Source organism: Streptococcus sp. F2 (genome assembly GCF_056500955.1).
Genome location: NZ_JBWKAI010000022.1, coordinates 16,624 through 37,469 on the forward strand (window position 1 = coordinate 16,624; position 20,846 = coordinate 37,469).

Below are 20,846 nucleotides of genomic sequence, written 5' to 3' on the forward strand. Positions count from 1 at the left end.
AGAAGGTAACAAAAACACTAAAGAAGGTAACAAATTAAAGAAAAGGAGCTAAAAAAATTGAAAATCAAACTATTTTATCAAAAACACAATGAATCTTTAGATGATTTTGAATATCGGGTCAATCAATTTACCCTATCAGTATCTGTGATAGACATCAAATTTTCAGAAGCAACTTATGGCAATTATGAAGACATGAGTACCACAACTTCTTTATTGGTCTTGTACAGGTAACTGGTATGAAACTAAAATTACACACCCGAGGTGGGAACACCATCACCATAGAAGGAGACCGCACCCTTTATAATGAGTTGGTCAAGTATCTTTTATCTGGAGAACAACCAAACTGGGTAGCATCTCCTTCTGCCATTATCAATTTATCAGACATTATAGCAATCACAAAGGAGAAATAATATGAGAACATTTTCAGACACACCAAAGACATTCACATTCCACTATACGTTTAAAGACTTTGACACCGCACAAGTGGCTTGTCGTGCTATTTTAGGCTATATGACTGGGACCTATGAGCAACCAGTGATTGATGCCACCTATCACAATGATGACCAAGGTGGTCATGCCAATCAGTTAGTCTTAGAATATGCTGAAGACAAAAAGTTAAGCAAAGTCTTCAAGCGTATCTGTGACAGCTTCAAGGACTATTACAACCAACCTGAGGATATGACGGATGACGAACTTGATGACATGGCTCAAGAAAACGAATTAATTAAGGAAATTGAAGAACCTAATCATCAGCGCGTGGTTTCTTTATCTAAAAGTACCCAAGGGAAAGTTAATGATCAAGACACATTCATGACTTTCATTTCAGACCACAACCAACTGGCTGAACACCTCTCTATGAATTATAAAGAGATGACGCCAGAAGACTTAGAGCCATCCTTGAGTCTATCAGTCAAGCCTTTAACCATTTGTATGATATGGTTGTTGAAGGTCAGTTACTCGTTAAATAAACAATCAGAGGGTTTTCCCTCTTTTTGTCGTTTTATCAATAGTTTTGGGCTGTTTGAATGTTAAGGAGAAAGGATGTTAGAACTATCTATTGAAAGTATCATTAAACCAATGAAGACACAGGAAAAGACTAGAGTTACAGGAACAATAAATGACCAATCTGTCACCATAGACCTAAATAATCTGGTCATTCATTATCATAATCAAGACTTATTACTTGAAACGATACCAGGAACTTATGGTGGTAAGCGTTACTTCTTCTTATGTCCTGACTGCGAGCGACGTTGTCGGAAGTTATTTAAAGCTTCACACACCTTTGCCTGCGGTTCTTGTCAAAAGGTTCATCAAGCAACACTCAATCGAAGTAAGACAAACTGTTGCTATTACTGGCGCTTAGCCTTTAAAGAGTGTTTGAAAGTAAATCCAGAAGCCAAACACAAACATGGTTATTATAGTCATGATGACTTTCCTAAACGTCCAAAGTACATGAGATTAACCAAATACCTTTATCACTGGAGAAGATTTCATTACTATATGGATAAGGGTGACAGGTATTGGCTATAATATTCGGAAACTACCCCCTTCATTTTAAAACGGGGCTATATTGTTCGGAAACTTAAGAACGCGCCCTTTTCCGTGCAAAAAATTCCCTTTTTGAAATTTTCACCGAAGATTAAAAACTTGATATGAAAGGATTTGACATCTCATTTTAGCCCATAACCCTGCCACAAAGAATAACCATCTAAAACTAAAATAAAACATTGTTTTAGCGCTTCTAGCTACTAAGTTGATGAATTTATACTATAAACTCTAAAAAGTGCTTAGAAACGATTTTAGAAGCGAAAAGCGAAGTACTACAAAAAATATCTAGTTTACAAAACGAACAAAACAAAAAGACGTCCACACGGAACGCCCCCTTGGTTAAATTTAAGCTTAAATAAATTATACCATAACCAGGAGAAAAGACCATGAGCGCTAAAGAACAACTTAAAGAATTGAAACCACTTTTCGCTTTAATAACCTTATTTGAGGAACAACGAGATAAAGACATCAAGCTGATAAATGCTTTTCATAATCCTGAAACAATAGGACATATCGAAAAAGGTACAGCTAAACAACTCTTATATTTAGCTAAAGAACGTGATAAGAGACTAGCCATGATCGCCACACTCCAAGATGAGAGACAGATAGCTGTTATTAAGGCTAGATACGTGGATGACTTATCATGGGACGAGATACTCGATAAACTAGGTTACTCAAGAAACACTGTGTTCAAACTACATAGAGAAGCTTTAGAGGTGTTAGATGAACAAGAAGAACGCTATTCGTAAGCTGAAAGAATTCCATAGATGGCAACGTATCGCTAATAGCCTTGATTTAACTTATACCGAGCTTTACCAGTTTGATATAGAGTACCATCCCACGCGCAGAAAATACCTTGAAATAAGCCGAGAATGCGCCCTAGAGGAACTAGACGCTATTAGGTATGCCATTAATCAACTGTCTAAGATAGAATATAGAAAGATACTGATTGAGTGTTACTTGATCAGTGAGGAAAAAACTCAACAAGACATTATGGAAGAACTTAACAGAAGTCAAAGTTGGTATTATGAGACTAAGAAACGAGCTTTGCTTGAGTTTGTGGAATTTTACAGGGACGGAGCGCTAAAAAATAATGTTCGCTTATGACACCAAATAAATATTAATATAGCTCTAATTTAGTTGGTTCTAATATCTAAAGTAAAACAATCAAACTTCAATGTTTCATAATCGTTCAAAATCCCTATTTATAAGACCAAAATATTATTAAATCACAAAAAATAGAATGAATTTTTTGACTAATTAGCTGTTATTATGGAGGTCAATATTTAATTTTAAGGAAAATAAAATATAGTGAAAAAGAAATTAGTTTTAGCTACCTTATGTCTATCAATGTGTGCTGTGAGCGTTAGAGCGGAAAGTGATTTTGGGAGTGCTAATGAAACCGGGCTAGGTTTTTATGGTAGTGATGACTATACTAACCAACCTGCTTTAACAGGAGACCAAGCGAAAATAGGCTTCAGAAACGATTGGAAAGATGCTAGAGATTTTGGAGTAAAACCAATAAATCTGGGAGATAGTAAAATCGAAGTAAAAACAAATCCGGGAGCTCTTGTAAGAGTTTCCTTGACAACGGGTGAAACAACCAATAGTATATGGGAGTTAACAAGTGTATCTTCCTCAATGAGTAACGGTATCTACACTAACACTTATAAAATAAAGCCAACTATTGCAAATTCTTCAGGAATTGCAACGTTCGATTTAGCGAACTCAGGAAAATACGACAAGGAAAAAAGTGAAATTATAAAGAGTACTGAGAGTAATGCAAAGAAAGGTGATACTTACTCAGTTACTACAAGTATAGATGGATGGACAATAGGTTATGGAGAATGGACTGTGGGAGAATCGATTCCTAAAGATGAAGAAGAAAAAGACGAAGCTGAAATTCAAAAATTTATTGATGAATTAGAGCAGAAAGAGAAGAAAGCTGAAGAACAAAAATATGCAGAAGAATTATTTAAACAACAGCAACGAGAAGAAGCCGAAAAAACCTGGTACCAACGTGTAGGTGACAGCTTCCAAGACCAATGGTGGAACTTTAAAGACTGGTGGAGAGGGTAGTTTCTTCCTCAATGACACTAATCGTGCTATAATAAGCCATAGGGCAAACTAAAAGCGTAGTATTTAAACTACGCTAGTTCTTGCCTGCTGAACTCATTATGTAAAGGACCTGTAAAGGTCTTTTTTTGTTCACCTTTTTGTGGACTTTTGAGGGAAGTCTAAGGAAACTTAAAACCTATATTTTTTCAAAAACACAGTCATATCAATACTTAAGGACTGTCAATACCCTGTAAAAACTGCCAATCCAAGTCCAATAATTTTTGTCATAATTTCCTCGCATTCTTATGGACTATTATAACATACTTAAAAAATGGCCGAAGGTCTCGGACCATTTTTGACAGCATAAAAAAATGCCTTCAATATAGAAAGCATCTTTTTCATTTTCAGCTGAAAAGCTATAACAACTTTTTCAATTCGTAAAGGGTTGTCATTGCTTGAAGTGGAGTCATGTTCATCACATCAATAGCTTCTAACGTGTGAATAATCTCCTGAGACTTATCCTCATCAGGAAACAGCGATAACTGTCCCTCTCTAGCAGCGCTGCTTGGATCAACTTGTGAAGGGACTGATATTATCTCAGCAGATTGTGCTTGCGCTTCTAAGCGCGTAAGCACCTCATCTGCTCTGCTTAGCAGGGCCTCAGGAAGTCCTGCTATTTTTGCTACATGAATACCGTAAGATTTATCCGCCGGTCCCTCAGCAATCTTATGAAGGAAGGTTACATCGCCATCTTTTTCAAGCGTTGCTACATGAACATTGACTAGACTTGTCAACTTAGTTGACAAGTCTGTCAACTCATGATAGTGCGTTGCAAACATGGTCTTAGCACCAACTCTATCATGGATATATTCGATAATTGCCTGAGCCAGTGCCATACCATCATAAGTTGCCGTACCCCTCCCTAGTTCATCAAATAGAATAAGGGAATTGTCACTGGCGCGTTTGATTGCTTGGTTGGCTTCCATCATCTCCACCATAAAGGTTGATTGCCCAGAAATCAAATCATCAGCAGCCCCAATACGCGTAAAAATCGCATCAAATAGAGGCAAATCAACATGGTCAGCAGCCACAAATGAGCCCATCTGGGCCATGATAACCGTTAAGGCCAGCTGTCTCATATAAGTAGACTTACCGCTCATATTTGGACCTGTAATCAATTGAATGCTTGTCTCTTGGTTAAAAGAGATACTATTGGGAATGTATTCCTGCACTCCCATAACCTTTTCAACAACCGCGTGACGACCTTCTTGAATTGTAATCACATGATTATCATTGAACTGCGGCCGGATATAATGATTGGTTTCGGCAACGACTGTTAAACTTTGCAAAACATCCACCGTTGCCAAAGTTTTAGCCAGTTTCTGTAAACGATTAATATAGGTTTCAACTTGAGCTCGAATACACATAAAAATATCGTATTCTAAACTAGATGACTCTTCCCTAGCCTCTAACATCTGACCTTCAATCTTAGCCAATTCTGCTGTTCCATAACGTTCAGAATTTTTTAAAGTTGCCTTTCTGAAAAAATGCTCGGGAACTAAGCTAAGATTTGAATTCGTAACGTGAAAATAATAACCATCTTTTTTATTGTAATCAATTTTTAGGTTATTAATGCCACTTGCTTGACGCTCTTTGGCCTCAATATCCGCAATCCAGCCTGTCCCCTCTCGCATTACTTTACGATAATGGTCCAAGCGCTCATCAAAACCATTGCGGATAATACTTCCTTCACTAATAATTGCTGGTGCATCTGGATCAATGGCTGTTCTAATCAAGTATTCCAACTCAGGTAAACTGTCAATATCATTGACAAGTTTGTCAACAAAAGGACTATTAAAAGACTCTAAGATAGCTTTGATATAAGGCACTTGGGCTAAGGTATGCCCCAATTGAAGTAAATCTTTCGGATTTGCCTTGCCAAAAGACACACGGCTAGATAAACGTTCGATATCGTAAACACCTTTTAAGCTATTGCTTAAATCTGTTCGCTCAATAAAAGCATTCAGAAAAACTTGAATAATTTCTTGACGCTCTAAAATAGCTTCTTTAGAAACCAAAGGTCGATCAATCCATGAGCGCAAAAGCCTCATCCCCATAGCTGTCTTGGTTTCATCTAAAAGCCAATACAGACTCCCATGTTTTTTATTCGTTCTAGCATTCTCTACCAAATCTAAACTTGACTTAGTGGCATACGACATCTGCAAATAATCCTTGATTTCATAGTGAACCAAGGCTTGCAAGTGGCTGAGTTCTCGCATTTGTGTTTTGTGAACGTATTGCAAGAGTTTTCCTGCCGCTGTCAGCTCTACCGTTGTCAATTGACCGTCAATTAAAGATTTATCTTCATAGACCGTTTCTTCATAAGAAAGCAGCAAATTCATCTGCTTGACCAAAATCGTCTGTTCTTCTTCAGATAAATCAAAACCTAGTAAGACTTCTTTTGCCTTGAGGTTTTGGATTTCGCTACGAACACTCGTAAAGTCCGCCAAATCTGTCACGCAAAATTCACCTGTGGATACATCCATATAAGCCAATCCATAACAGCAACCATCAAAGTCAACAGCTACCAAAAAGTTATTGGCGCTATCTGGCTTAGCTGAATCCACAACCGTTCCAGGAGTGATGACTTGAACGACCTCACGCTTCACCACTCCAACAGCTTGTTTGGGGTCCTCCATCTGTTCTGCAATAGCCACCTTGTAACCCAACTCAATTAACACATCAATGTATTGCTGGGCAGAATGATGTGGCACTCCTGCCATGGGAATTGGATTTTCCGCATTCTTGTTGCGACTGGTCAAACCAATCTCTAAAAGTTGCGCTGCCTTGACTGCATCATCATAAAATAATTCATAAAAGTCACCCATCCTGAAAAGCAAAAAAGCATCTGGATAATCTTTTTTGATGTCCAGATACTGTTGCATCCCAGGAGAAATGTTAGCTTTTGCCATTCGTTAGCTCCTCGTTTAATTGTTCTTCTATACGTTTGGTGATGTATTGAATCAAATCACTTGCATCTTGCATTTTCTCACGATAATCATCAATCACGGGTTGATGGTTGAGATGATGTTCTAATTCTTTGGCCTTGTTTGAAGACACAGCGGCAGCTTGAGTTTTCGCTATCTTTTGGAATAGCTCCGCCTCTTGCTGATAACGTTTCATCTGGTAAGCTTGGTCTTCAAACTGATCAAGCTGAGATAACTGCTGTTTGGCTGCTTTATAGGCAATAATGCTAGGGTGAGCATTGATAGCCACGATTAAATCCTTCAAGGCATTTTGATAGCTTGTCATAGGCCAGCTGCCAAATCTTTTTCAAAACGCTTGGCAATCTCTTCATCACGACAAATCACCAATAAAGTATCTGCTCCTGCAATAGTTCCTAAGATATCTTCAATGTCGTCATTGTCAATCAGATTAGCCAATACATCAGCCTCTCCTAAGTTAGTGTGGAGAACAAGCATAAAACCAGCGCGATCAACTGATAACACATAAAAACGCACCTCAGGGCTAAAGGGGGTCGCAACAGGTTCAGACAAACTATAATAGAGTTTGCCTTGCTCATCCCTTAATTTCAAGAGACCAATTTCCCTCAAATCACGCGATAAGGTGGCTTGAGTGACGACAATACCTTCTTTTTGAAGAGCTTTCTTAATATCTTCTTGTGTGCCAATATGCTCCGCTTGAATGATTTGTTTAATTTGATGTTGTCGCTCTATTTTATTCATGATAGATCACCCCAATTGTATAATTATCCTCTCAAATTATAACAAAAAAACTGTATTTTTTCATCTTTCCCCTGTTATTTACTCCATTTTTTAAGAATACGAAAAGGAAACGTCACTAAAAACGATTGACAGTGAACGGCGTTGATCTTTTGACAACTTCTCCTAAAGAAATTTTGTAAAGCAAGAAAGACCTTTGAATTTGACAGTATAAATTATCAATCCTCTCCTCGTTTATTTTAAAGAAATATGTTAGAATAGGGTGACAAACAATTTTTAGGAGACGCTGTATGGATACTAAAACTCTAATCGCAAGTGAAATAGCCAAAGTTGTTCCAGAGTTAGAACAAGATGCTATTTTTAACTTGCTTGAAACCCCAAAAAATTCTGACATGGGAGACCTTGCCTTTCCAGCCTTTAGTTTAGCAAAAGTCCTTCGCAAAGCCCCTCAAATGATCGCAGGCGAATTAGCTGAACAAATCGATGGGAGCCAATTTGAAAAAGTCGTAGCTGTCGGCCCTTACATCAACTTTTTCCTTGATAAAGCTAAGATTTCCTCACAGGTCCTTGAACAAGTGATTACAGCAGGTTCAGACTATGCTCAGCAAGATGAGGGTCAAGGGCGAAATGTTGCTATTGACATGTCAAGCCCAAACATTGCTAAACCATTTTCAATCGGTCACCTCCGCTCAACTGTTATTGGTGATAGCCTTGCTAATATCTTTGCTAAAATGGGTTATCAACCTGTAAAAATCAATCACCTTGGTGACTGGGGTAAACAATTTGGTATGCTAATTGTTGCCTACAAAAAATGGGGAGATGAAGCTGCTGTCCAAGCACATCCAATCGATGAACTCTTAAAACTTTACGTCCGTATCAATGCTGAAGCTGAAACTGATCCCACCGTTGATGAAGAAGCTCGTGAATGGTTCCGTAAATTGGAAGATGGCGACAAAGAAGCTACTGAATTATGGCAATGGTTCCGTGACGAGAGTTTGCTTGAGTTTAACCGTCTCTATGACCAACTTAATGTAACCTTCGATAGTTACAACGGTGAAGCCTTCTATAATGATAAAATGGATGAGGTTCTTGAGCTATTAGAAGTGAAAAACCTTCTTGTAGAATCTAAAGGTGCCCAAGTTGTTAATCTTGAAAAATATGGCATTGAACACCCTGCCTTGATCAAAAAATCAGATGGCGCTACTCTTTACATTACCCGTGACCTAGCTGCCGCACTTTACCGTAAACGTACTTATGACTTTGCTAAATCCGTTTATGTTGTTGGTAATGAGCAAGCTGCTCACTTCAAACAATTAAAAGCAGTGCTAAAAGAAATGGGTTACGATTGGTCAGATGATATGACACACGTTGCTTTTGGACTTGTCACAAAAGGCGGTGCTAAATTATCAACACGTAAAGGTAATGTTATTCTTCTTGAACCTACGGTTGCTGAAGCCATTAACCGTGCAGCTTCTCAAATTGAAGCGAAAAATCCAAACCTTGCTGACAAAGAAGCCGTTGCCCATGCCGTTGGTGTTGGTGCCATCAAGTTTTACGATCTCAAAACAGATCGTATGAATGGGTATGACTTTGACCTTGAAGCCATGGTTTCCTTTGAAGGAGAAACTGGACCTTACGTTCAATATGCTCATGCTCGTATCCAATCTATTCTACGTAAAGCTGACTTTACGCCATCTGCAACCACCACTTACAGTTTAGCTGATGCTGAAAGCTGGGAAATTATCAAACTTATCCAAGATTTCCCACGCATTATCAAGCGAACATCAGATAACTTTGAGCCTTCTATTATGGCCAAATTTGCTATTAACTTAGCCCAAAGCTTTAACAAATATTATGCTCACACTCGCATCCTCGATGCCAACTCAGAACGTGATAGTCGCTTAGCCCTCTGCTATGCTACTGCCACTGTGCTTAAAGAAGCACTTCGTTTACTCGGTGTAGAAGCACCAAATGAAATGTAACCTAAACAGCATATTATTAGCCCTCTCCACAATAACATGGAGAGGGCTTTTAGTTTTGTCAAAAAATATTCAAAAGTGGTCTTTATCAACCTCCTCTAACTGCCCGTCCCTAATAACATAACAGCGATTGACCACAGATGATACAAACTGCTGATCATGTGACACTAGAACAAAAGGATAAGGGTACTGTTTTAAACACCTTTCCAGCGCTTCCATGGCAACAAGGTCCAAATAGTTCGTTGGTTCATCCAGAATCAGCAACTGGTGATCACCAAGCATAGCACCTACTAAAGCCAACCGAACCCTTTCACCTCCAGATAGACTAGCTATCTTTTGGTGTGCTTTTTGATAAGGAATCCCCATCATAGCTAGATAATTGAGAATAAGTCTGCTGTCTTGATTAGACTGTTCTTGTACAAACTCGAAAGCAGTTAATTGACTATCTAATTGCACCTGATCTTGCTTAAAAAAAGTTAGTTTAAGGTGGTCACTATAAAATCCAGGTAAGTCCTGATTGGCCAGAGACTCTAAAAACGTTGACTTCCCAGCCTTATTTCTACCAATAATAGCTAATTTACTGTCAGCTCTAATAGCTATGTCTGGATACGTAAACAAAATCTGCTTATTCCGAGATAAGTTCCCCTCTCTTAGATGGATAAGGGTGTGAGGGATTTTCTTCTCCTGAGGATTGAATTTCAATTTAGCCCAAATCTCTTTGCTTTCCTGTCTATTAGGTGTAAGTTTGGCTAAACGATTTTCCATCGCCTTTGCTGACTTGGCTATCCGCTTAGCCTGAGAATCATAACTACCTGCAAAAGCATTCACTTTCCAATCTGAACGTGAGATGTTTTTTTTAGGCTTTACCATTTGGTTGGCACGTTCTTTTTTCGCTTGAATTTGCTTTGTTAGCTTAGTCACCTGACGCTGATAGTTAGCCTTTTCAATAGCTTGTTTTTGCATTTCTAGTTCTTTGGCTTGTCTATAGGCATCATAATTTCCTTGATAAACCTTTATATCCTGTTTTTCAATGGCCCATATTTGTTGAGCTATCTGGTTCATCAAATAGCGGTCATGGCTTACCACTAAAAGAGTACCACGATACCGTTTGAGTTGATGAATCAACCACTTCTGATTAGCCTTATCTAAGTGTGAACTAGGTTCATCCAGAATGAGTAAAGAAGCATTCTTTTGAAAAAGTAACTTTAATGAAGCCATCACCTTCTCTCCACCAGATTGGTTTTGAGCTGCTTGTAGTTGAGGCAAGTAAGCAACGTCACTATGTAAACTAAGTTGACCCTGATAAGATCGCCTTTCTCCTATAAGGGTTTGCAAAAAGCTCGTTTTCCCAGAACCATTGTCACCTATCAGAAAAACCTTATCCCCTTGATGAAGGTGTAATTGGTTAATCGATAAGAGAAGATTTCCTCCTACTTCTAATTGGTAATGAGACAATTTGAGTATTTCCATCGTGTTTTCCTTTCTCTGACAAGAAAGGTTTGAAAAAGTGCACACAAAAAGCCCTGATTTTCAAACCTCAAAGTACACACTACTTCCTTGATTCACAATCATTCAAAGATTAGTGTATGACGATGAGTTAGTTGTTAATCATGGCTTTTTTCAACCTCTTATTTCATTTGTTGCTTTTATTTTAGCAGCTTAGGTTTCTTCTGTAAAGCCTTTTCAATAGGCTTATCAAAATTTTTACGACGAATTTTAAAATCTGAACTAATCACTTCATCCACATCAAGAATGGAGATAAAGGCATCTGGATCTAATTCTGCTAGTATCCGTTTCACTTCTCTGACTTCTGTTGGATTAAGGGTCACATACATGATATTGTAATCATTCCCTGAATAAGCCCCCTGACCCTTCAAGTAAGTCACCCCACGGTTAATTTCATTTAAAATAGCCTGAGCGGCAGCTTCAGAATGTTTGGTAATGATAATCATACCACGGATAGTATACCCACCATTTTGGACAACACTAATCATTTGGCTAAAGACAAAACTAGCCACTAGGGTGTAAAGCATATGTTTTAAGTCCACATAGGTTAAGGAAGCCGTCAAAACAAGGGCATCAACTAGCAGTAAAGTCTGACCTAATTTAGCTCCAAATTTTTCTTCAGCAATCCGTCCGATAATATCTGTTCCTCCCGTCGTTGCACCATAGCGGAAAACCAGGCCGCTGCCAATCCCCGAAAAGAGTCCTGCTACGACAGCTACTAACATCATATCATTTTCTAGACCCAATTCCATGGGAATCTTTTGCCACATCCAGATAAACACAGACATCAGAACTGTTCCGTAAATAGTCAATGCTAAGGAACGCTTCCCAAAAATTTTTGCCCCTAAAATAAAAAGCGGGAGGTTAAACAAAAGAGAAGAGTAAGCAGGGTTAATCCCAAAATGTGCATGTAAAATTAGGGTTATCCCTGCAACACCACCCTCAGCTAAGGCATTGGCCATATTAAAGTTAACAAAGCCAAAAGTGTAGATGCCCACTCCTAGGGCTATTAACAACAGTTCTATTAGTTTAGTCAGTTTATCGTGACGTGTCATTCATTATCCTCACTATTCGTTAAAATGGGTTACCGTTTGGAAACATTGCTTCGACTTTTCTTTTTATGGTATTTGCTCTTAGTGGCAACAAACTCTGGGCTATTCACTTCATCCACATCAAAATAAGAGACAAATGCATTCGGATCGATCTGAGCTAGAAAAGCTTTTAACTCCCTAATATCTGTTCGCCCCAAAGCCACATAAATGACTTTTTTATCACGACCAGAGTAGGCCCCTTCACCATGTAAGTAAGTGACCCCCCTCCCTAACTCCTCCATAATGAACCGGGCAATTGTCTCCGATTGATCTGAAATAATAAGGGTGCCACGTGCCGTATAACCGCCTTGTTGTACCAGACGAACAATCTGACCATACATAAAGCTAGCAATTAAAGCATACATCATTTGAGGTAATGAAATATAGGTTAAAGAAACAATCATGACAAAAATATCAATCCCCAAAAGGGCTTGATTCAGTTGTAAACCTAATTTGTCTTCAAATAATTTGGCAATAATATCTGCTCCACCGATGGTTCCCCCATTTCGAAAGACAAGTCCTCCACCAAGACCTCCTATAATCCCAGCCATCAACGAAACCACTAAATTATCATGATCCAAATCAACTACCAAAGGAAGTTGCTGAAAGACCCAAACAAAAAAGTAAAGCGAAAAAATGCCTGTCACTGTGTAAACCATAGCTCTTTTTCCAAAAAGTTTGGCGCCTAGTAGCACTAGAGGCAAATTTATCAGATATCCTGTCAAGGAGGGGTCGATATCAAACAGGGCCTTCCCAACTAACGTTAGACCAGCTAGTCCATTAGCCGCAATCCGATTAGCCAGGTAAAAATAAACAAAGGCAAATGCATAGATAGCTGCTCCTAAAATAATAAAGCAAAAATTCTTTAGCTGTAACCGTTGATCAACTGTCATAGCACCTCCTGTGTTTTTTATTAATCTTCTTCAACAAATCGACCGATAATCCTCACGTTTTCAGCAACTGAAACAAAGGCTTGAGGGTCTGCTTTTAACATCAACCATTTAAATTCTGTGTATTCTTCTCGTGTCAAAATGGTAATTAAGACGGCTTTTTGTTCATGCTTATAGGTACCCTCTGCATCATTAATACTTGTCACGCCACGATGTAATCGTTTGTGAATCATTTGAATCACACGCTCTGGATGACTTGTAATAATGGTTGCCTGCATTTTCTTTTGCTTAGTGAAAATGGCATCCGTAACACGGCTCGATACAAAGATAGAGACCATAGAATAGAGGGCGTACTGCCAACCAAACAAGATGCCCGCAAAGGTCAAAATGGCACCATTCACCATCAATGACAAACTTCCCACATCTTTTCCAGTTCGCTTTCTAAGGGTCAAACTAATAATATCAGTTCCACCACTTGAAATCCGTGATTTAAAACCTGTACCAATCCCCATACCCATGACCAAACCACCAAAAATAGCATTGATAAGCGGATCGGTCGTCAATGTCACTTGAGGCATGATTTGAATAAAGAAAGAACTCATGCTAACCGTAATAAAGGTAAAAATGGTAAATTGGTGCCCAATTTTATACCAAGCTAAGATAAGCAAAGGAATATTGATCAAGTAAAACGCAAGGGCAATAGGAAAATCGTAACCTAAAAGACGATGACTAAGAGCTGAAAAAACCTGTGCCAGACCAGTTGCTCCACTTGAATAAACATGCCCTGGCTGGAAGAAAAAATTCACAGCAATACTGGAGAGAATGCCATAAAGCAGAGAAGCCGAAATCTTCTCTGCATATTTTTCTCTTGAAATACTTCTTAGAGCGTGGAGTAGCCCAACTTTCTTGGCTCCCCTACTAATGACATATTTAACTTTTTTCTTGTAAGTTGTTTTCTTAATCATGACTTTCTATTTGAAGACTGAGTTCTTCTAATTGTTTTTCAGAAACAAGACTAGGTGCTTGCGTCATTGGATCAGAGGCTTTGTTATTTTTAGGGAAGGCAATAACTTCTCGAATATTGTCTTTTCCAGCAAGCAACATGACAAAACGATCAAGACCAATCGCCAAGCCACCATGTGGTGGGAAGCCGTAGTCCATCGCTTCTAGTAAGAAACCAAATTGGTCATTAGCTTCTTCTGCAGTGAACCCAAGAGCCTTGAACATGCGCTCTTGCATCTCTTTTTGATTGATACGCAGGCTACCACCACCAAGCTCGTAACCATTTAATACGATGTCATAAGCAATGGCCCGTACCTTAGCCAAATCACCCTCTAACTCATGAGCAGATTCTGGCGTTGGAAGAGTAAATGGGTGATGAGCTGACATATAACGTCCTTCTTCTTCTGACCACTCAAACATTGGCCAATCAACCACCCAAAGGAAATTGAACTGCGACTGATCAATCATGTCAAGGTTCTTGGCAATACGATTACGAAGGGCACCTAATGTATTATTAGCAACCTCAAGAGTATCCGCTACAAATAAAACCAAATCATTCTCAGCAAGTTTTAATTGACTTGACAACTCTGTCTCAATTGCTGTCAAGAACTTGGCTACTGGGCCTGCTAATTGACCATCTGTCACCTTAACCCAGGCAAGGCCTTTAGCGCCAAATTGTTTGGCAAACTCAGTTAATTTGTCAATATCTTTACGAGAGTATCGATCTGCATTTTCCTTAACCACAATCGCTTTGACAGCTGGTGCTTCTGAGAAAACCTTGAAGTCAATTCCCTTGACAGTCTCTGTCAAGTCTTGTAAAAGCATTTCAAAACGTGTGTCTGGTTTATCTGAGCCGTAGCTATTCATTGCTACATCGTAACTCATGCGTGGGAATGGTAAAGTTACATCTATTCCTTTTGTCTCTTTCATCACTTTAGCAATCATGCCTTCAACGATGTCTTGAATCTCTTGTTCAGAAAGGAATGACGTTTCCAAGTCAACTTGTGTAAACTCAGGTTGACGGTCACCACGTAGATCTTCATCGCGGAAACATTTTACAATTTGGTAATAGCGATCAAAGCCAGCATTCATCAATAACTGTTTGGTAATTTGCGGACTTTGTGGCAAAGCATAGAAATGCCCTTGGCTAACACGACTTGGTACCAGATAGTCACGCGCACCTTCTGGAGTTGATTTTGTCAACATAGGTGTCTCGACATCAATAAACTCAAGGTCATCAAGGTAATTACGGATAGAATGAGTCACTTTTGCACGTAGCTTGAAGTTTTCTAACATTTCTGGACGACGTAAATCTAAGTAACGGTAACGTAAACGTGTGTCGTCACTTACTTCAACGTCATCTTTAATTTCAAAAGGCGTCGTTTTAGCTGTGTTTAAAATGGTCAAAGCAGATACTTTTAACTCAACCATCCCTGTCGCCAACTTATCATTGGGTTGTTGTCGAGCTTCAACAAGACCTGCCACTTCAATCACATATTCACTACGTAGACGTTCAGCAGTTGCCATCACATCACTAGACACATCCTCAGGATTAATGACTAATTGCATCACACCCTCACGGTCACGCAAATCAATAAAAATGAGACCACCCAAGTCACGTCGGCGTCCTACCCATCCTTTCAATGTGATTGTCGTTCCAATGTGTTCTTCGCGAACACGCCCTGCATACATGCTACGTTTCATAAATAAATTCCCTAAAACAAACAGAATCCTGTGAAACCTGCTCGTTTCCAATTCCTTTCACAATATAAATCAATTAATTCATTCCCTACTATTATAGCAAAAAGCCCTTAAAAACCCCACCCATTTAAAAAGAGTTTTTCTAAAGATAGAACAAGAATACTGAGTCGTCAGCATTTTGACATATCAGGTGTCCTCACAGAATACTAAGAAAGCTAATCAATCCCCTTACAGAAAAAAACAGGTGCAACTCCCTTCTAAAAAGAGAAGTTACACCTGTTTTAGTGATTATATTCTAAACAATCATATCAACAAAAGTTTATAACAACAATAAAGCCATTAAGACAATAATTGCTCTGAGACGTTCGCAAAGTTGGTCATAATATCTTCAAAACTGACTTCCAATTCTTGGCGGCTACGATTATTCTTAATCACAGCTTTGCCTGCTTCAACTTCACTTTCTCCTAAAGTAATTACCAATTTTGCTTTAAAGGTATCGGCTGATTTAAACTGAGCTTTAATCTTACGCCCAAGGTAATCCCGTTCAGCTGTAAATCCTTGGCGACGAATGGCTTGAACCAATTCTAAAGCTTTGCTATTAGCACCGTCACCTAGCACAGCGAGGTAAACATCCATCTCTGTCTCAATTGGCAAGGCAAGGCCCTGCTTTTCAATAATCATCAAGAGACGTTCTAAACCAAGACCAAATCCAAATCCTGGAGTCTCAGGCCCACCAAAATAACCTACCAAACTATCATAACGTCCACCCGCACAGATGGTTAAGTCAGAGCCCTCCACAGACGTGATGAATTCAAAAATAGTGTGGTTATAGTAATCAAGGCCACGCACCATATTGGTGTCAATCACATAAGGAATGTTAAGTGCTTCAAGCATAGCTTTGACTGCCTCAAAATGCGCCTGACTTTCCTCATCTAAGTAATCCAAAATAGAAGGCGCCTTTTCAACGGCTAGTTTATCTTCTTTTTCTTTAGAATCAAGCACGCGCAGTGGGTTTTCATCCAAGCGACGTTGACTATCTTTAGATAATTGATCACGCATTGGTGTCAAATAGTCGATCAAGGCTTGACGATAGGCAGTACGACTTTCGGGACTTCCTAAACTATTTAAATAAAGAGTGACATCCTTAATACCCAATTTTTCAAAGAGGTGATAAGCCATTGCAATGGTTTCAACATCTGTTGCTGGATTAGCAGCGCCGAAACATTCTACCCCAATCTGGTGAAATTCTCGTAAACGACCAGCTTGAGGGCGTTCGTAGCGGAACATAGAACCGATATAATAAAGTTTGACAGGTTTTTGGACCTCTGGTGCAAACAATTTATTTTCAACATAAGAACGCACCACTGGAGCTGTACCCTCTGGTCGCAAGGTAATGTGACGGTCTCCTTTATCGTAAAAATCGTACATTTCCTTCGTCACAATATCAGTCGTATCACCTACAGACCGCGAGATTACCTCGTAGTGTTCAAACATAGGGGTACGAATTTCTCCATAATTATATTGGCTAAACGTATCACGCGCAACAGATTCCACATACTGCCATTTCGCAGCATCCCCAGGCAGAATATCCTGAGTTCCTTTTGGTTTTTGAAATGCCATGGTTAACATACTAAGAGAGTGCTACTTCAAGACATACACGCCTTTAGCTAACAATTACCTTAGCCAAATAGCTTGTCTTTCAAGTTTTTAGCTTATACCAACAATCGTCATAAGCTTACAACCCTCTTCCTTTCTATTACTCAATAATTGCTTCTATTCTAACATTTTTCCGCTTCTTTTTGTAGAATAGCAGAGCTTTTTCTAAAATTTTTGTCAAGTAACTTTACTTTACAAAAAAGTTGTGGTACTATATTAAAGTTGGCGAAAGCCATAACACAACAAAACAAATAAGTTGGGTCAAAAACGTAAGTATATAGGGAAAAGTTCCTTTTAACCCTTGACTTAGTTACTACAAGACCCTCAAAAGTTTAAATCGGAGGATAGAAAAAATGGCAGTTCCTGCACGTCACACGTCAAAAGCTAAAAAGAACAAACGTCGTACACACTACAAATTGACAGCTCCATCTGTACAATTCGACGAAACTACTGGAGATTACTCACGTTCTCACCGTGTATCCCTTAAAGGATACTACAAAGGACGTAAAATCGCTAAAGCTAACGAAGCTAAATAATAGAAGGGAGATACCATGCGCGTAAATATTACACTTGAACACAAAGAATCTGGTGAACGCTTGTACCTTACTTCAAAAAACAAACGTAACACTCCAGACCGTCTTCAATTGAAAAAATACTCACCAAAATTACGTAAACACGTAACCTTTACAGAAGTTAAGTAAGGGGTTCACTACACGTCATTAGACGTCAAAACATTGATTTTAAGCGATTTTTGAATTTTTGAAGTTCATTACATTGCAATATAAATCAATAAGAACTCTACCTTTTACTCTACCTTTTTTAGATGAATATATCATTTGGATATTGAAGTTAAGCCCTGCTATCATTTCGATGGCAGGGCTTTTTAATATTTGGTACACTAACTTCTTATCTATATTTTGGTGGAGCTGAAGTTGACATCTACAAAGTTTAATGTTAAAATACATTCAAAAATATATTTGAATGAGGTATTTTATGATTCAAAATGTTGTTACTTCAATAATCCTGTATTCTGGGACAGCCGTAGACTTACTTATTATCCTAATGTTATTTTTTGCCAAAAGAAAAAGCAGAAAAGACATCATTAACATCTATTTAGGACAATTTCTAGGCTCTGTTAGTCTAATATTGCTAAGTTTGCTTTTTGCATTTGTCTTAGATTATATTCCTAGTAAAGAAATTTTAGGTTTGCTCGGTTTGATTCCAATTTTCCTAGGCCTCAAAGTTTTGCTTTTAGGAGATTCTGATGGAGAAGCTATTGCCAAAGAAGGGTTGAGCAAAGATAATAAAAACCTGATTTTTCTAGTCGCTATGATTACTTTTGCAAGTTGTGGTGCTGACAATATTGGTGTCTTTGTCCCATATTTTACTACCTTAAATTTAGCGAATTTGATAGTGGCTTTACTTACCTTTCTAGTCATGATTTATCTCTTGGTTTTTTCTGCCCAAAAATTGGCACAAGTCTCTTCTGTTGGAGAAACTTTAGAAAAATATAGCAGATGGTTTATTGCCGTTGTTTATTTAGGATTGGGGATATATATCCTGACTGAAAACAACAGTTTTGACATGCTATGGACTGTTTTAGGCTAGGAGAAAATATTTTGAAAAAAGATAGTATCTGCCAAGTGAATGTTATAAATCAACAAAATGTTACAACCGCAACGAACTACCTTGAAAAGGAAAAAGTCCAAAAATCACTTCGCATTTTATCAAAGTTTACCGATAATAAACAGATAAATATCATCTTTTATCTCCTTGCTGTTGAAGAACTCTGTGTCTGCGATATAGCCTGTTTACTAAATCTCAGTATGGCATCTGCCTCCCACCATCTTCGTAAACTAGCCAATCAAAACATCTTGGACACTAGAAGAGAGGGGAAAATTATATATTATTTTATAAAAGATGAGGAAATCAGAGATTTTTTTAATCAACTAGGATAACAACTATTTTTTCTACTTTTCCATGTTTATAGGGGACTTATCTATGAAATTTTTTGATGAAAATTACTCACAAGAAATACCTACTCGTATCAAATGTTTAAGAAAAAAGTATAATTTAAAGCAAAGTGACCTAGGTAATGCAGGTCAAGTTAGCCAAGTTGAAAAGGGAAAGCGACAAGTTACCGCTTCAATATTGCTTTATTTGAATACTCAAACCGACTCGGACTATAAAGAAATTATTTTTGGAGATATTGCCAAGTTTGTTGAAAATATGTTTTACCACTGCTTCAGCTCTATTTTATTTAGAGATTTGGAATCTGTAGATAAAAGAATGTATTCTTTTTCGGACGATGATTTAATTTCAATACAATCCAGCTGTCTTAGACTTTCCAAGACATTCGCAAATTTCAATATTCAAAGAAAAAATTTTTTGGCTTCTGATGAAACTGAAATGGATACTTTTCACAAGAAAGATGACATTGACATTACTGTTGGTGAAAAAAGTTATAACCTCGCTAGAAGTTTTAGAACCAGTACTATCAATGAATTAACTGTCATTGATTTTGAAGAAATGTTTGATATTCTTTGGTTGATGTTAGGGGATAATTTAATTAAATCATTTGAAGTTAATGTCTGTAGCATCCTATTTGAATTAGACGGAAATGGCATACCCTCAACATTTAGGCAAGAAAGCATTGACCCACTTATCAATAAATGGTGGTATGATAATGTTTCGACAGAAATTATCCCTAACCTAATTAAAAAACTCAAAGAAAATCCACTATTTAATATCGGATTCCTGGTTGATGATATTCTAGAACGAATGTATAAAGAAAATATCCCAAAATCTTACCTTACGTCCGTTCCGTTAGTTATTTCCAAAAAAGCAAGGTCAACTTTTTCGTTGAATGTGACTGGAAGTCAAAAAATAGATGAATTAAAATTTTTACAGATAAACAATGACTTTATGAAGTTAGTAAGTCAGGGTAAAGATATCACAGACTTGTACCAAAAATATTCTGAAGAAGAGCTAACAAATATAGGTATTCGTATTCATAAATCCAGTGATATAGAAAGGATTGAGGAAAGAACTTTTGATGAAATAATCAGTTGGGTCTTTAACCCTTATGCAACAAGACCAATTCAGGAAAGATCTGCTATTCAAATAGAGCCAACAAGATTTTCACTAGAGGATAAGAAAAAAATAGAAGAAACTGCATCTCAGGGAATAAATGACATCGAACTTATTGATTTAGTTGACCTCTATGACATTAATTTAGACAATACAAGTGTCTCTCGCCATATTGAAGGTTTATTAACGAATAACACTCAAGTAACATACTATTTCCAAGAGAAATTAAACGAAGAATTACTTGAAATGGCTTACTCTCTGGATAAGGTTCAGCAAGCCTTTGAATCGGTTACACTAAACTAGACAGAATTTATAAAGTGTTCTACACTAAAGAAAACAGGAGAACAGATATGTCTAGAAAAATACGTCGCCACTTCGCCGATGATTTTAAGCAACAAATTGTTGACCTCCACAATGCTGGAATGAAACGAAGTGAGCTTATCAAAGAATATGAGTTAACGCCCTCAACCTTCGATAAGTGGGTCAGACAAGCCAAACTAACGGGTTCCTTCAAGTCTGTTGATAATATGACAGATGAACAACGGGAACTGATTCAACTCAGAAAACGCAATAAAGAACTCG

General features: G+C 38.0%; 23 protein-coding genes and 1 pseudogene. 14 read left to right on the forward strand and 10 right to left on the reverse strand.

Going from position 1 to position 20,846, the window contains the following annotated elements; translation table 11 throughout:
• Positions 1 to 57 precede the first annotated feature (57 nt).
• From ACYTR8_RS07440 to ACYTR8_RS07470, 7 genes and pseudogenes are all read left to right on the forward strand, one after another.
• Entirely contained in the window at positions 58 to 231 is a 174-nt protein-coding gene (locus ACYTR8_RS07440) for a hypothetical protein (RefSeq protein ID WP_003045773.1), read from the forward strand.
• A gap of 5 nt (positions 232 to 236) precedes the next feature.
• Positions 237 to 410, forward strand: a complete 174-nt coding sequence (locus tag ACYTR8_RS07445) for a hypothetical protein (RefSeq protein WP_011529113.1) — start codon at positions 237 to 239, stop codon at positions 408 to 410.
• A gap of 1 nt (position 411) precedes the next feature.
• A pseudogene (locus ACYTR8_RS07450) lies at positions 412 to 968 on the forward strand (hypothetical protein).
• A 73-nt stretch (positions 969 to 1,041) separates the two neighbouring features.
• The gene (locus ACYTR8_RS07455; RefSeq protein WP_136291683.1) at positions 1,042 to 1,530 is read left to right on the forward strand and encodes a hypothetical protein; all 489 of its coding nucleotides are present in this window, start codon (positions 1,042 to 1,044) and stop codon (positions 1,528 to 1,530) included.
• A 404-nt stretch (positions 1,531 to 1,934) separates the two neighbouring features.
• Positions 1,935 to 2,297: a DUF1492 domain-containing protein gene (locus ACYTR8_RS07460; protein ID WP_479641941.1), complete on the forward strand. Its 363-nt coding sequence runs from the start codon at positions 1,935 to 1,937 to the stop codon at positions 2,295 to 2,297.
• Positions 2,272 to 2,655: an ArpU family phage packaging/lysis transcriptional regulator gene (locus ACYTR8_RS07465; RefSeq protein WP_479641940.1), complete on the forward strand. Its 384-nt coding sequence runs from the start codon at positions 2,272 to 2,274 to the stop codon at positions 2,653 to 2,655. The genes ACYTR8_RS07460 and ACYTR8_RS07465 overlap by 26 nt, the downstream gene beginning before the upstream one ends.
• A 204-nt stretch (positions 2,656 to 2,859) precedes the next feature.
• Positions 2,860 to 3,627 carry a hypothetical protein gene (locus ACYTR8_RS07470; RefSeq protein WP_479641939.1) on the forward strand — a complete coding sequence of 256 codons (768 nt, stop codon included), beginning with the start codon at positions 2,860 to 2,862 and terminating at the stop codon, positions 3,625 to 3,627.
• 395 nt (positions 3,628 to 4,022) lie between these two features.
• On the opposite strand, the gene mutS is transcribed toward ACYTR8_RS07470, so the two are convergent.
• Genes mutS through argR form a run of 3 tightly spaced genes read right to left on the reverse strand, consistent with a single transcriptional unit; the run spans position 4,023 to position 7,352 of the window.
• Positions 4,023 to 6,578 carry a DNA mismatch repair protein MutS gene (gene mutS, locus ACYTR8_RS07475; RefSeq protein ID WP_479641938.1) on the reverse strand — a complete coding sequence of 852 codons (2,556 nt, stop codon included), beginning with the start codon at positions 6,576 to 6,578 and terminating at the stop codon, positions 4,023 to 4,025.
• On the reverse strand, positions 6,565 to 6,918 hold the full coding sequence (locus tag ACYTR8_RS07480; RefSeq protein ID WP_111717764.1) for a YlbF family regulator: 354 nt from the start codon (positions 6,916 to 6,918) through the stop codon (positions 6,565 to 6,567). Before ACYTR8_RS07480 ends, mutS begins: the two co-directional genes overlap by 14 nt.
• Entirely contained in the window at positions 6,915 to 7,352 is a 438-nt protein-coding gene (argR, locus tag ACYTR8_RS07485; RefSeq protein WP_003055516.1) for an arginine repressor, read from the reverse strand. The genes ACYTR8_RS07480 and argR overlap by 4 nt, the downstream gene beginning before the upstream one ends.
• Before the next feature lie 287 nt (positions 7,353 to 7,639).
• Between argR and argS the strand changes: the two genes are divergently transcribed.
• Entirely contained in the window at positions 7,640 to 9,331 is a 1,692-nt protein-coding gene (gene argS, locus ACYTR8_RS07490) for an arginine--tRNA ligase (RefSeq protein ID WP_269760110.1), read from the forward strand.
• A gap of 69 nt (positions 9,332 to 9,400) precedes the next feature.
• Here argS and ACYTR8_RS07495 read toward each other — a convergent pair whose 3' ends face one another.
• From ACYTR8_RS07495 to hisS, 6 genes are all read right to left on the reverse strand, one after another.
• Positions 9,401 to 10,798 (reverse strand): ATP-binding cassette domain-containing protein, encoded by a 1,398-nt coding sequence (locus ACYTR8_RS07495; protein WP_479641937.1) that lies wholly within the window; start codon positions 10,796 to 10,798, stop codon positions 9,401 to 9,403.
• Positions 10,799 to 10,974: 176 nt separating this feature from the next.
• Positions 10,975 to 11,889 carry a YitT family protein gene (locus tag ACYTR8_RS07500; RefSeq protein ID WP_111717767.1) on the reverse strand — a complete coding sequence of 305 codons (915 nt, stop codon included), beginning with the start codon at positions 11,887 to 11,889 and terminating at the stop codon, positions 10,975 to 10,977.
• A 29-nt stretch (positions 11,890 to 11,918) separates the two neighbouring features.
• Positions 11,919 to 12,818, reverse strand: a complete 900-nt coding sequence (locus tag ACYTR8_RS07505; protein ID WP_111717768.1) for a YitT family protein — start codon at positions 12,816 to 12,818, stop codon at positions 11,919 to 11,921.
• 20 nt (positions 12,819 to 12,838) lie between these two features.
• On the reverse strand, positions 12,839 to 13,780 hold the full coding sequence (locus tag ACYTR8_RS07510) for a YitT family protein (protein ID WP_003055524.1): 942 nt from the start codon (positions 13,778 to 13,780) through the stop codon (positions 12,839 to 12,841).
• Positions 13,773 to 15,521 carry an aspartate--tRNA ligase gene (gene aspS, locus ACYTR8_RS07515; protein WP_111717769.1) on the reverse strand — a complete coding sequence of 583 codons (1,749 nt, stop codon included), beginning with the start codon at positions 15,519 to 15,521 and terminating at the stop codon, positions 13,773 to 13,775. Before aspS ends, ACYTR8_RS07510 begins: the two co-directional genes overlap by 8 nt.
• A 336-nt stretch (positions 15,522 to 15,857) precedes the next feature.
• On the reverse strand, positions 15,858 to 17,138 hold the full coding sequence (gene hisS, locus ACYTR8_RS07520) for a histidine--tRNA ligase (RefSeq protein ID WP_111717975.1): 1,281 nt from the start codon (positions 17,136 to 17,138) through the stop codon (positions 15,858 to 15,860).
• Between the two features lie 389 nt (positions 17,139 to 17,527).
• On the opposite strand from hisS, the gene rpmF reads away from it, so the two are divergent.
• Positions 17,528 to 17,710 carry a 50S ribosomal protein L32 gene (rpmF, locus tag ACYTR8_RS07525; protein ID WP_000290414.1) on the forward strand — a complete coding sequence of 61 codons (183 nt, stop codon included), beginning with the start codon at positions 17,528 to 17,530 and terminating at the stop codon, positions 17,708 to 17,710.
• A gap of 15 nt (positions 17,711 to 17,725) precedes the next feature.
• Positions 17,726 to 17,875 carry a 50S ribosomal protein L33 gene (gene rpmG / locus ACYTR8_RS07530; protein WP_002982147.1) on the forward strand — a complete coding sequence of 50 codons (150 nt, stop codon included), beginning with the start codon at positions 17,726 to 17,728 and terminating at the stop codon, positions 17,873 to 17,875.
• A gap of 39 nt (positions 17,876 to 17,914) precedes the next feature.
• Here the strand turns inward: rpmG and ACYTR8_RS07535 are convergent, their stop codons facing one another.
• Positions 17,915 to 18,139 carry a FanG protein gene (locus tag ACYTR8_RS07535; protein ID WP_072353678.1) on the reverse strand — a complete coding sequence of 75 codons (225 nt, stop codon included), beginning with the start codon at positions 18,137 to 18,139 and terminating at the stop codon, positions 17,915 to 17,917.
• A gap of 28 nt (positions 18,140 to 18,167) precedes the next feature.
• Here ACYTR8_RS07535 and ACYTR8_RS07540 point away from each other — a divergent pair, with 28 nt between their 5' ends.
• The 4 genes from ACYTR8_RS07540 to ACYTR8_RS07555 form a co-directional block, all read left to right on the forward strand.
• Entirely contained in the window at positions 18,168 to 18,782 is a 615-nt protein-coding gene (locus tag ACYTR8_RS07540) for a CadD family cadmium resistance transporter (protein WP_164405179.1), read from the forward strand.
• An 11-nt stretch (positions 18,783 to 18,793) separates the two neighbouring features.
• Positions 18,794 to 19,132: a Cd(II)/Zn(II)-sensing metalloregulatory transcriptional regulator CadX gene (cadX, locus tag ACYTR8_RS07545; protein WP_000711091.1), complete on the forward strand. Its 339-nt coding sequence runs from the start codon at positions 18,794 to 18,796 to the stop codon at positions 19,130 to 19,132.
• Between the two features lie 43 nt (positions 19,133 to 19,175).
• On the forward strand, positions 19,176 to 20,567 hold the full coding sequence (locus ACYTR8_RS07550) for an XRE family transcriptional regulator (RefSeq protein ID WP_479641936.1): 1,392 nt from the start codon (positions 19,176 to 19,178) through the stop codon (positions 20,565 to 20,567).
• Between the two features lie 47 nt (positions 20,568 to 20,614).
• Positions 20,615 to 20,846: transposase (locus ACYTR8_RS07555; RefSeq protein ID WP_479641935.1), on the forward strand; the 232-nt coding region annotated here is incomplete at its 3' end.

Excerpts from the sequence above, each read along its gene's own strand:
- ACYTR8_RS07445 (WP_011529113.1), top strand. The coding sequence starts at position 237 with ATGAAACTAAAATTACACACCCGAGGTGGGAACACCATCACCATAGAA.
- ACYTR8_RS07455 (WP_136291683.1), top strand. The coding sequence starts at position 1,042 with ATGTTAGAACTATCTATTGAAAGTATCATTAAACCAATGAAGACACAG.
- ACYTR8_RS07460 (WP_479641941.1), top strand. The coding sequence starts at position 1,935 with ATGAGCGCTAAAGAACAACTTAAAGAATTGAAACCACTTTTCGCTTTA.
- ACYTR8_RS07465 (WP_479641940.1), top strand. The coding sequence starts at position 2,272 with ATGAACAAGAAGAACGCTATTCGTAAGCTGAAAGAATTCCATAGATGG.
- mutS (WP_479641938.1), bottom strand. The coding sequence starts at position 6,578 with ATGGCAAAAGCTAACATTTCTCCTGGGATGCAACAGTATCTGGACATC.
- ACYTR8_RS07480 (WP_111717764.1), bottom strand. The coding sequence starts at position 6,918 with ATGACAAGCTATCAAAATGCCTTGAAGGATTTAATCGTGGCTATCAAT.
- argR (WP_003055516.1), bottom strand. The coding sequence starts at position 7,352 with ATGAATAAAATAGAGCGACAACATCAAATTAAACAAATCATTCAAGCG.
- argS (WP_269760110.1), top strand. The coding sequence starts at position 7,640 with ATGGATACTAAAACTCTAATCGCAAGTGAAATAGCCAAAGTTGTTCCA.
- ACYTR8_RS07495 (WP_479641937.1), bottom strand. The coding sequence starts at position 10,798 with ATGGAAATACTCAAATTGTCTCATTACCAATTAGAAGTAGGAGGAAAT.
- ACYTR8_RS07500 (WP_111717767.1), bottom strand. The coding sequence starts at position 11,889 with ATGACACGTCACGATAAACTGACTAAACTAATAGAACTGTTGTTAATA.
- ACYTR8_RS07505 (WP_111717768.1), bottom strand. The coding sequence starts at position 12,818 with ATGACAGTTGATCAACGGTTACAGCTAAAGAATTTTTGCTTTATTATT.
- ACYTR8_RS07510 (WP_003055524.1), bottom strand. The coding sequence starts at position 13,780 with ATGATTAAGAAAACAACTTACAAGAAAAAAGTTAAATATGTCATTAGT.
- aspS (WP_111717769.1), bottom strand. The coding sequence starts at position 15,521 with ATGAAACGTAGCATGTATGCAGGGCGTGTTCGCGAAGAACACATTGGA.
- hisS (WP_111717975.1), bottom strand. The coding sequence starts at position 17,138 with ATGGCATTTCAAAAACCAAAAGGAACTCAGGATATTCTGCCTGGGGAT.
- rpmF (WP_000290414.1), top strand. The coding sequence starts at position 17,528 with ATGGCAGTTCCTGCACGTCACACGTCAAAAGCTAAAAAGAACAAACGT.
- rpmG (WP_002982147.1), top strand. The coding sequence starts at position 17,726 with ATGCGCGTAAATATTACACTTGAACACAAAGAATCTGGTGAACGCTTG.
- ACYTR8_RS07535 (WP_072353678.1), bottom strand. The coding sequence starts at position 18,139 with ATGTATTTTAACATTAAACTTTGTAGATGTCAACTTCAGCTCCACCAA.
- ACYTR8_RS07540 (WP_164405179.1), top strand. The coding sequence starts at position 18,168 with ATGATTCAAAATGTTGTTACTTCAATAATCCTGTATTCTGGGACAGCC.
- ACYTR8_RS07550 (WP_479641936.1), top strand. The coding sequence starts at position 19,176 with ATGAAATTTTTTGATGAAAATTACTCACAAGAAATACCTACTCGTATC.